General features: G+C 47.7%; 7 protein-coding genes. All 7 read left to right on the top strand.

Annotation, left to right across the window (positions count from 1 at the left end; all coding sequences use genetic code 11):
* Positions 1-3: 3 nt before the first annotated feature.
* The 7 genes from SK066_RS18115 to SK066_RS18085 all read left to right on the top strand — a co-directional run bounded on the left by SK066_RS18115 (position 4) and on the right by SK066_RS18085 (position 10,897).
* Positions 4-1,326 (top strand): glycoside hydrolase family 125 protein, encoded by a 1,323-nt coding sequence (locus SK066_RS18115; RefSeq protein ID WP_320542503.1) that lies wholly within the window; start codon positions 4-6, stop codon positions 1,324-1,326.
* 129 nt (positions 1,327-1,455) lie between these two features.
* Entirely contained in the window at positions 1,456-2,883 is a 1,428-nt protein-coding gene (locus SK066_RS18110; RefSeq protein WP_320542502.1) for an alpha-L-fucosidase, read from the top strand.
* Between the two features lie 866 nt (positions 2,884-3,749).
* The gene (locus SK066_RS18105; protein WP_320542501.1) at positions 3,750-4,823 is read left to right on the top strand and encodes a response regulator; all 1,074 of its coding nucleotides are present in this window, start codon (positions 3,750-3,752) and stop codon (positions 4,821-4,823) included.
* Positions 4,820-6,817 (top strand): cache domain-containing sensor histidine kinase, encoded by a 1,998-nt coding sequence (locus SK066_RS18100; RefSeq protein ID WP_320542500.1) that lies wholly within the window; start codon positions 4,820-4,822, stop codon positions 6,815-6,817. Before SK066_RS18105 ends, SK066_RS18100 begins: the two co-directional genes overlap by 4 nt.
* 463 nt (positions 6,818-7,280) lie before the next feature.
* On the top strand, positions 7,281-8,798 hold the full coding sequence (locus SK066_RS18095) for an ABC transporter substrate-binding protein (RefSeq protein ID WP_188773514.1): 1,518 nt from the start codon (positions 7,281-7,283) through the stop codon (positions 8,796-8,798).
* Between the two features lie 269 nt (positions 8,799-9,067).
* Positions 9,068-9,976, top strand: coding sequence for an ABC transporter permease (locus SK066_RS18090; RefSeq protein WP_188773516.1), 909 nt, complete (start codon positions 9,068-9,070; stop codon positions 9,974-9,976).
* Between the two features lie 15 nt (positions 9,977-9,991).
* Positions 9,992-10,897, top strand: a complete 906-nt coding sequence (locus tag SK066_RS18085; protein ID WP_188773517.1) for a carbohydrate ABC transporter permease — start codon at positions 9,992-9,994, stop codon at positions 10,895-10,897.
* Positions 10,898-10,962: the final 65 nt, after the last annotated feature.

Genomic DNA, 10,962 nt, shown 5'->3' with positions numbered 1-10,962 from the left:
CCCATGACGCAGAATATGGCTCATATTACGATGACATCGTTTGAATTACCAGATGCGGTGAAGGCGGTGCTGGAGGAAGCGGATCGCCGCCTTCAGCATCGTCCGAAGCTGGCGAAGCAATTTCGTAATTGCTTTCCTAACACATTGGAAACGACAACCAAGCTACTGGACGATGGCACAACCTTTGTGATCACAGGAGATATTCCAGCGCTATGGCTACGTGATTCAGTGGAGCAATTGATGCATTATGTGCCGTTATGTGGTGAGGATGAGAAGCTACAGGGTATTATTAGCGGCTTGATTCGGCGGCATATGTTTTATTTATCGATCGATCCATATGCGAATGCCTTTAACGAGACCGCCAATGACTGGCACTGGGATCCGGCGGATGAGACGGAGATGGGCCCCTGGGTATGGGAGCGCAAATTCGAGCTGGATTCGCTCTGCTTTACGATAAGGCTTGCCTATCATTACTGGAAGGCAAGCGGCAGCACCGAGCTGTTTGATAGTGGCTTTAAGCAAGGTCTGCGTACGATCTATGAGTTGTGGCGGACAGAGCAGCGTCATATGGAGGAATCGCCGTATCGTTTTACCCGCCGCAATTGTCCGGCGATTGATACGATTCGTAATCGCGGCATGGGCATGCCGGTAAGCTATACCGGTATGATCTGGTCAGGCTTTCGTCCAAGCGATGATGCGTGTGAGCTGCATTACAATATTCCAGCAAATATGTTTGTTGTCGTCTGTCTGCGCCAGATGCAGGAGATGGTACGCTTCGTCTATCGGGATATGGCGTTTGCTGAGGAGCTGGCTGTGATGGAGGAAGAGGTACAGCATGGGATTGAGCTGTATGGCATGTACCGTCATCCACAGCATGGACTGATCTATGCGTATGAAACGGATGGCTTTGGTAACTACTGTCTGATGGACGATGCAGGAACGCCAAGTTTGCTGTCGATGCCCTACTTGGGCTACTGTGCGCCGGATGATCCGACCTATCTGCGAACCCGTCAGTTTATTTTGAGTACGGAAAATCCCTTTTATTTTGAAGGTGAAGCGGCAAGCGGAATGGGAAGTCCGCACACTCCACCGGACTATGTATGGCATATGGGGTTGTCGATGCAGGGATTAACTGCATCCACGGATGAGGAAATGCTGGCGATGATCGATATGCTGGAAGCAACGGATGCAGATACCGGCTATATGCATGAGGGCTTTCATGCAGATGATCCGCATACGTTTACAAGGCCGTGGTTTGCATGGTCGAATAGCTTATTTTCCAATCTGGTCTATACAGCAATGAAAAAGGGACTGCTCGACACATAATCGTAGACATAAAAGCAGGTATCCAAAAATATTCCACCTAATCGCAAAATGTTCCCGAAGGAAATAAGTGCATAGTCTGTAATCCTTGTATAACAGCTATTGGATGAACAAGAATAGGGAGGTCATACGATGAGTGAACAGCAGATGACGGAGAAGGAACAGCAGCAGCTCGACAAGCTATTGGAGGTACAGGGTGGCGTTCATAATTATAGCAGTGAAGAATCATGGGTGAAGCCAGAAGACCCGTATATACTGGAGCGTCTGGAATGGTTCAAAGATCAGAAGCTGGGGCTGATGATGCACTGGGGGCCTTATTCACAGCTTGGTGTCGTTGAATCGTGGGCACTGAGCGATGACGATGGAGACTGGTCACGTGATGGTATCGACTGGCAGCCTGACCCTCAGCAGCTCAAGCGTGAATACTTCGGCTTGAATCGTACCTTTAACCCAATTCGCTTCCAGCCCGATGTATGGGCTGAGCTCGCGAAGGAAGGCGGCTTTCGCTATCTAAATTTTACGACCAAGCACCATGATGGCTTCTGTATGTGGGATACATATACGACCGATTATCGGATTACGGGCAAGGAGACGCCGTTTCATCAGCATCGGTATGCGGATATCGTCGGACATCTGTTCGAAGCCTTCCGTCAGCAGGGGCTGGCGATCTCGGCTTATTTTTCCAAAGCAGACTGGCATACTCCTTATTACTGGACAGATGGCATGGAGCGCGGCGATCATAGCTGGCGCGGACCGAGCTATGATCCGCATCAATATCCGTGGCTGTGGGAGGAGTTTGTACAATTTACCCATCAGCAGATCGAAGAGCTGCTGACCCGATACGGACGCGTTGATGTGTTATGGCTGGATGCTGGCTGGGTTCGTCCAGGCAAAGGCGGGCAGGACATTCGACTCGGCGAAATTGTCGACCGAATGCGCGAGCACCAACCATGGCTACTCGCTGCCGACCGTACCGTAGGCGGTGCGTACGAGAATATTGTCACCCCTGAGCAGACCGTACCGGAGCATGCGATGTCGATTCCATGGGAAAGCTGCGTCACGATGGGGACCTCCTTCTCCTTCCGCTATGAGGACGAGTACAAATCGGTACGCGAGCTCGTCCACATGCTCATGGAGATCGTATCCAAAGGCGGCAACCTCGCCCTAAACGTAGGCCCCCAACCCGACGGACGCTTACCCGCCGGAGCTATCGCACGCATCAAAGGACTCGGCGCCTGGCTGAACACCTATGGCGAAGCCGTCTATGAAACGCGCAGCTGCGAGCCCGTCTATACAGACAACTGGGCATTCACCGAACGCGCTGCCGAGCAACGTGTATACGCCAGTTACCTGTATTCAAACGAAGATACACCCGTACCCTCCATACACCTAATTCCTTATCAAGCCCAAATCCAATCCATCGACCTGCTAGGCGAAGAAGTGCTAACCAACCTGACCTTCCGCCAGACAGAACAAGGAATCGAGGTAGACCTGCCAACAACAGCTGTAAATGAAAACAAAGCACCCATCGCACATGTATTCCGTTTGCATACAAGCTGAGCATGAAGATCAACAAAGCCAAAAAGTAAAAGAATAATCCAAGCATATGCAATATATGCAATCACTTGCTCATTATTAAATACAAATCAGCAAAAATCCTCCCACCCACCAATCCCAAATCAGCCTGAACACAGGCTGATTTTTTGTTTATCGTCATGCCTACCATTTCGATCTAAGAATCAGAGCAATCAACAACCAGCATCCTAATCAATAAATGAGTACATGTACATGGCACACATAAAATATCGTTTCTTAGGAGATATGCTGCTACCACTTCTCTCTGCTGTGAAGAACTATAACTAGCCTCATAACTCAAATAAATCGCATTCAAGTTATGAAACTATTAATAAACTGACCACGTTAAACCAACTACTCTAAATGTGAATATTGCTGTTATATATCAGAGTCACTTATTTTATAAGACGGTTACATTTTTCGTGAGATGCAATAGATCAGATTTTGAATTGAAGTTCGTAAGATTTTAAAGTTGAGGAGCCAAATCTTATAGTTGGAAATACATGGACGTGAACTGTCAAATATAAGCAATTGAATGCGAGTCGCACGGAACGGAGGGAAGGAAATAGGGGGAAGGACGACCTTTGAGCACGGGAATCTACATTATGATTTTACTCCGTAGATTCCTGTGCGAGACCGGAGTCCGCCCCTTATTCCTTCTCGGAGTGGTGTCTATCTTCCACATCAACTAACATATCCCGATCAAAGATAATTTAGATGTCGTAAAACATAATCAAGGATGTCAGAACTATTGCCATCATTCGCCAAAAAGCGCTAAAATATGAACAATTCATTTCCAACCCATTGCCCATGTCTGACAACTAACCCATATTCGACAGAAGGTGACCCTCATGAGAGTATTGCTAGTGGACGACGATATCATTGTAACAAAAGGCTTGCGCCAGATAATTCCCTGGCAGCAATTGAACGCTCATATTGTTGGAGAAGCGCGTAACGGAAGCGAAGCGCTTGAGATTGCGCAGAATCATCATCCTGATCTGATTATTACAGATATTAAGATGCCTATCATGGACGGGCTGGAGCTGTGCCGCCAGATTCATGAACAACAGATCGATACCGCGATTGTGCTACTCAGTGCACATGAGGATTTTGAGTATGCTCGTCAGGCGATGCAGTATGGCGTGCAGCGCTATATCGTCAAGCCGATCACACGCACTGATATTGAACAGCTTACCGAGTATATCCGCGGTCTGTCTGAGCGTAAGCATCAGCAGCATGATCACTATACATCACTGTTTGGACGAGAGCTGGAGCAGTGCTGCATTGAAGCGTTGCAAACGGGCGACATGCCTTTTTTTAGGCAGCTTTTCGATCATCAGCTAGCGGCGGAATTGCCACCAGCAGAGATTAAGGCGCTCTGTGTACGGGTGCTTAATCTATTGTTTGAGTTTGGTGAACGTATTGATCAGGGGCATCAGCGTGCCTTTGGCGAGCTGGATGGGCAGTTGCATCGTCTGCTGGAGCTGAAAACACCGGCAGAGATGATCGCATGGATCTGTCAGCAATGTGAGAGCATGCTGGTGCATGCCAGCGAAAAGCGAGATGATCGGCAGCATGTGCTCGTGGATTATGTGAAGCGTCATGTGCAGGAGCATATGAGTGATCCGGATCTATCACTCGCTAGCATTGCAGATCAGTTGAACCGCTCTCCTGCTTATGTGAGTGCTGTATTCAGTCAGAGCACAGGTATGAAGCTGGGCAGCTATATTACGAGCATTCGAATGGAGCAGGCGCGTCGCTTGCTGCTGCATCCAGCCATACCTGTCTATATGGTGTCCGAGCAGCTCGGTTTTCAGGATGCCCATTATTTTGCCAGAGTGTTCAAAAAGCAGGAAGGCATGACCCCATCGGAATATCGGAATCTATATCTGAATGGAGCGCCGATTAGTGGTGGACGTCCATGAGGCTGCGCAGTCGCATGCTCGGCTGGCTTGATCGCAGAGGCATTCGCGGAAAAATTGCAGTTCTTTTTATCGGTGTGATCACGCTATCGGCGCTATTATCCAGTGGCATTCTCTATATGGTGTTCACTGGTATTATGCGTGAGCAGCTATTAGAGGATCAGCAAAATATCATGCTGCAAAGCCGCAACAACATTCAGACAGTGGAGACGAGCATTGATCAGGCGACCTATTACTTTTCGACTGACAAAACGATTGCCGATATTTTAAACGAATCGGCTACAGATGAGATTGAGCGCTATCGGAATTTGAATATTATGAATCAGCAGTTTATCAAATATCTGGATGTGCCGCTGAGTAGCGTGGTGAACTCGTACTCAGCGCTTTTCTTTGTCAGCGGTCGTTCGCCGGTAGTAAATACCTTGCCTGTGACGGGCTTGCAGCTATTGAGCAGTCTACCTGATATGGGTGGAGGGAATCGCTTTTTCAGTCCGGAGCTGGCGAAGACCGAAGCATGGTACAAGCGGACGGTAGAGCTACAGGGTACGCTCAATATTTTCTACGCGGCAGGCGATCAGGAGCATGTGTATGTAGCGAAGCAGGTACGTAATCCGCTCGTTATGAATAGCAATAACGAGATGGGCGTTGTCGTGATCGCTATCGATAAAAATGAATTTGGTCGTCAGATTGAAAGCTCGCAGCTCACCACAGGCACACGGATGCTGCTGGTGGATCAGACCAATCGGGTGCTGTATAGCAATGATCGCTCATGGCCTGGCGTGCAGATTACCGAGGGAGGACAGCTTGCGCCGCTGCTGGAATATACCGATGTAGGAGGCAGCACCGATCTGCGTTACAACGGGATTCGTTATATTGCCGATCTGTATCCACTCAAATGGGGCTGGAATCTGGTTGCGTTAATTCCCTACAGTGAAGTGACGGAGAAGTTATCCGTTATTCGCTATATGATTGTTGGCATTACAGCGCTCGTGATTATCGTCAGCGCGATCCTGACACTACTCGTCTCTAATAGCATTGCACGTCCGATTATTCGCTTGGCACGAGTAATGAAGGGCATCAAGGATGAATCGACAATCGATGTGTTTATTGAGCCGCCAGAGACGAATGAGGTGGGCGTGTTATACCGCCAATTTAACAATCTGATGCAACGGATTAACGATCTGGTGGATGATGTGATGCGTAGTGGAGAGCGGGAAAAGCAGGCAGAGCTAAAGGCATTACAGGCGCAGATTAATCCGCATTTTATTTACAACACACTGGATTCAGTCAACTGGATGGCGCTCACTCGTGGCGAGGATGATATCGCTACGATGGTATCTTCCTTAGCGGCAATTTTGCGCTATAGCATCCGTGAGCCAGGCGAGCAGGTGCCGCTGGAGCAGGAGATCGATCATGTGCGCAATTATGTGAGTATTCAGCAAATGCGGTATGGCAATAATTTTGATATCGCCTACGATATTGATCCGCGGCTGCATCTGTATCGTGTGCCCAAGTTTATCATTCAGCCATTGATTGAAAATGCGATTCAGCACGGTACGGAGCGACAAGCTGGACAGGGACAAATCACGTTGCGGGCAAGGATTGTGTCAGAGGAAGAACAAACACAAACACAAACACAAGAGCAAACAAAAGATCAAGAACTAGCTTCACCAGCGGCTACGATGCTCGTTCCTCCAGTAACCGATATGGATATAGCTGCTCTACCGACTCTAGCAACTCTATCTACAGCGAGTAAAGCACCGCTTGTAGTGCTGTTAATCGTTGAGGACAATGGGCCCGGTGGCAATATCAGCCAGCTCAACGACTATTTAAATCAGCAGCAGGACAGCCTGCCCAGCTCAGATGGGATTGGCATTAGCAATGTGCATCAGCGTATCCGCCTGCATTATGCCGATGCACGCTATGGATTACATTTTGAATATGTAAATGAAGTGATGAAAGCTATCATTACACTTCCACTAAAAGATAGAAGATAACGCTTACCTAAAAAATATACACCTTATCTAAAAAAAGTACGCTACCTCTATCACGGCAGGTACATGATAATAAAGCTAAGAGCAATACACACAACCAGCACATCACTTCCGATGAATCAAGCACGGATCAACGTCCAGTTAACGTTCAAGCTTGGTGATATAGCGCGGAGCGGATAAACGATGAACAGAGCATATGATATCTCTAGCATTCGTCCGCTCTGCTCTATTCATATCTATGTTTGCGATCACCTATACAGATTACGATTCTACAAACAACGAATTAGTAATCTATTAGCGATCTGATGGAAGCGATAATGGGCATAGATTGAGCGAGAATCTGGATACGAGCGCAGCATAGCCTGCTCCCGATCATACTGGATAAGCTATGGGTCAAACGATGGAAGTGATGGATTACGCAAGGCATGGGATCAAGCTTTGGATATGACGAAAAGGGGATGAAGCAATGCTGCACAAGTCAAAAGCCTGGTGTCTGAGCCTGGCGGTAATCCTGTTATTGTCCGTTGTATTGTCTGCATGTGGAGGCTCCAGTGATAGCAGCTCGGCAACAGGAGCTAATGGTGAACTGGCACCTGTAGAGCTAGTTTTCTATAACTACGCGACACCGATGAAGGGTCAGGAGCGCGTCATGCAGGCGATCAACAAATATTTAAAAGAAAAGATCAATGCTACGGTCAAGGTGGTCACGATGGAAGGCAGTGACTTTGAGACGAAGGTTCCGGTCATGCTCGCTTCAGGACAGCCGATGGATATCGTCTTCACCAGCTCATGGACGAATAACTATCTGTCCAACGTGTCCAAGCAAGCCTTCACCCCGCTCAGCTCCCTGATGGACAAATACGGTCAGGACTTAAAAAAGACCATACCGGATACCCTCTGGAAAGGGATGACCGTTAAAAATGAAATTTACGCTGTACCAAGCTACAAGGAAGTAGGCCACCAGGTAGGCGTGCTGATGCGGAAGGACATGGTGGAAAAATACAAAATCGATACCAATAGCATCAAGTCGTGGAAGGACATGGAGCCGATTCTAAAAACAGTGCATGAGAAGGATCCGAGTATCCTGCCGCTGGATGGCTCGGAAGGCATGTATCGCTCCATTCCTGTTCAGCATATGTCGGGTGATTGGAATCTGCCTGGCGTGATCAATGTAGGCGATCAGCCATACTACAAGCGCTCTGATGATAAGATATTCGATCAATACGAAACGCCGGAGTTCAAGGAGTTCGTAGAGACAGCCTATCGCTGGAATCAAGCGGGCTACACGCCTAAGGATGTCGAGTATCAGAGTGAAGGCGATTGGAAGGCAGGCAAGGTATTCGCGGGCTCGCTGCTGTATGCGCCGAACTATGTGTACAAGCGTAGCGCACAGCTTGGATATCCACTCGTATACCAAAATCTCGGTAAAGGTGTCATCGAGACGAGTGACGTGCAGGGCGGCGGCTTTGCGATTCCACGCTCATCCAAAAATCCAGAGCGTGCGATGATGTTCCTCAATCTGCTGTACACCGATCCGGTGTTAGCCAATATGTTTGTACATGGGATCGAAGGACAGGATTACGTCAAGGTCGATAAAACGTTTATCAAGCCTGCCGAGGGCGTTGATCCGCTCAACCCGGACTATGATTATGGCTATGGCTGGATGTGGGGCAATGTGAATATTTTCTATTATGATCAGTCGTATCCGAAGGATACATTAGAGCAATTCAAGGTGTTCGAGGACAATAATACACCATCGCCAGCGCTCGGCTTTAACTTTGATACGACACCGGTACAGACGCAGATTGCAGCGATCAATAATGTGATCAGTCAATTTTACCCGCCGCTTGTCAGGGGAACTGTGAATCCTGATCAGTATTTACCGATGTTCATCCAGAAGCTCAAGGATGCTGGTGTGGACGAGCTTATTAGTGAAATGCAATCCCAGTACGATCAGTGGAAGTCCGAGCAGACGAAGTCATAGGCGAAATTGAGCCATCCATGGCAATGCGGGGCGGAAGCAAACCTTCCGCCCCTTATGCTGTTAGGAAGTAAAAAGCGACATAGAGCAGAAGGGCTCGTTCTATCCTTGCTTTTGCCGCCAGTATTACTTTCAAAATCGCCAGTAACCGTAACCGTAACCGTAACCGTAACCGTAACCGTAACCGTAACCGTAACCGTACAGCTAAGGACAGATCGATCAACGGGCGAGCTTCAACCTACCAACATCTACGATTACAGGGAGGATAGACGATGACATTTCTGTATGAGCTACGCAAGCACGGGGCGCTATTCGTCATGGCATTGCCTGCGCTGATCCTGCTGGTGCTATTCAACTATATGCCGATGTTCGGCGTTATTCTCGCATTCAAAAACTATAACTTTTATGACGGGATTTTAGGCAGTCCATGGGTCGGGTTCGATAATTTTAAGTACCTGTTCAAAGGCGATGCCTGGCTGATTACACGCAATACGCTGCTGTATAATCTGGTCTTTATCGTCATTGGACTGATTCTATCGGTAGCGCTGGCGATTATACTGGATGAGATTCGTAGCCGCTTTTTATCGAAGACCTATCAGACGATTCTCATCATGCCGTATTTTCTGTCGTGGACGATTGTTGCGCTTATTTTCTACGCCTTTTTGAGTGCAGATAAAGGTATTGTGAATCAGCTGCTCTCTTATATGGGCTTTCATCCGATCAACTTCTATACGGATATGACATATTGGCCGTATATCCTTATCTTCGTCTTTTTCTGGAAAAGTGTCGGCTATAACAGCATCATTTACCTTGCTTCGGTAACAGGCATCTCGCCCGACTATTACGAAGCAGCGACCATTGATGGAGCGAATAAATGGCAACAGATTCGCTACATTACGCTACCGTGTCTGCGCCCGATCATTATCATCATGACGATCTTGAGCATCGGCAAAATCTTCTATGCAGATTTTGGACTCTTTTATCAGGTAACGTATAACTCCGGTGCGCTCTATCCAGTGACGCAGGTGATCGATACGTATGTCTACAACGGACTCGTTACGATGGGCAACTATGGAATGACCGCGGCGGCAGGGCTGTATCAGTCGTTTGTCGGCTTTGTACTTGTCATTCTCACGAACTGGATTGTCAAAAAAGTCGATCGTGACAGCGCATTGTTCTAAAAGGAGGGTTGTAGCATGGAGCACACATCCAATCGATTCAACCAGCTTCCACGTAGCTGGAATATGGTATTTCATACGCTTCTGACCGTACTGGCGGTGATTTGCATCATTCCAATTATACTCGTGTATGCCATTTCCTTTACGAGTGAAGCCAGCCTGTCGGCAAAAGGCTATCAGTTCTGGCCTTCGCAGTGGAGTCTGGATGCATATCGCTATATTTTCCGTAATGGCGAGCAGATTGTGCAGTCGGCTTATGTGACGATTGGCGTCACCGCTATGGGGACGCTATTTAGCCTGATTGTAACTTCGCTGTTCGCTTATGTGCTGTCCCGTCGTGATTTTCGTTATCGTAATATTATGGCATTTTTACTCTTTTTCACAATGCTATTCAATGGTGGATTGGTGCCCTCGTATATTGTGAATACGAATGTGTTGCATCTGGCGGATACATTCTGGATTTTGATTTTGCCGTATTCGCTCAGTGCGTTTAATGTGATTATTTTACGTACGTTTATGCAGCAGTCAATTGAGACAGCTATTCTGGAGGCAGCACGGATTGATGGGGCAGGAGAATGGTATATTTTCGGACGGATCGTCCTGCCACTATCCAAGCCAGGACTGGCTACGGTCGGCTTATTCACACTCGTCACGTACTGGAATGACTGGTTTCTCGGACAACTCTATATTACGAATCCGAAGCTAGTCAGCCTGCAATACATGCTGATGAAGCTACAATCGAATATCGACTTTGTCACGAATAACGCCACCTCAGCAACGAACAATATGCTGCTTGCCCAGATTCCAGCCGAAGGCGCACGGATGGCAATTCTCGTGATCGTGCTAACACCGATCCTATGCGCGTATCCATTTTTCCAGAAGTATTTTGTTAAAGGGTTAACGATTGGTGGAATTAAAGGATAAGATTGAAGAGCAAGCAACTGAGGTAGATATACATGCAGTTTGTGCGCAGATTATTACTATAAATC

The sequence above is a fragment of the Paenibacillus hunanensis genome, from assembly GCF_034055775.1.
GTDB lineage: Bacteria > Bacillota > Bacilli > Paenibacillales > Paenibacillaceae > Saccharibacillus > Saccharibacillus hunanensis.
The sequence above is the reverse complement of the archived record's forward strand: the minus strand, read 5'-3'. Positions and strand labels throughout refer to the sequence as shown.

Coding starts and splice junctions, on each gene's coding strand:
- SK066_RS18085 (WP_188773517.1), top strand. CDS start 9,992: ATGGAGCACACATCCAATCGATTCAACCAGCTTCCACGTAGCTGGAAT.
- SK066_RS18105 (WP_320542501.1), top strand. CDS start 3,750: ATGAGAGTATTGCTAGTGGACGACGATATCATTGTAACAAAAGGCTTG.
- SK066_RS18095 (WP_188773514.1), top strand. CDS start 7,281: ATGCTGCACAAGTCAAAAGCCTGGTGTCTGAGCCTGGCGGTAATCCTG.
- SK066_RS18100 (WP_320542500.1), top strand. CDS start 4,820: ATGAGGCTGCGCAGTCGCATGCTCGGCTGGCTTGATCGCAGAGGCATT.
- SK066_RS18115 (WP_320542503.1), top strand. CDS start 4: ATGACGCAGAATATGGCTCATATTACGATGACATCGTTTGAATTACCA.
- SK066_RS18110 (WP_320542502.1), top strand. CDS start 1,456: ATGAGTGAACAGCAGATGACGGAGAAGGAACAGCAGCAGCTCGACAAG.
- SK066_RS18090 (WP_188773516.1), top strand. CDS start 9,068: ATGACATTTCTGTATGAGCTACGCAAGCACGGGGCGCTATTCGTCATG.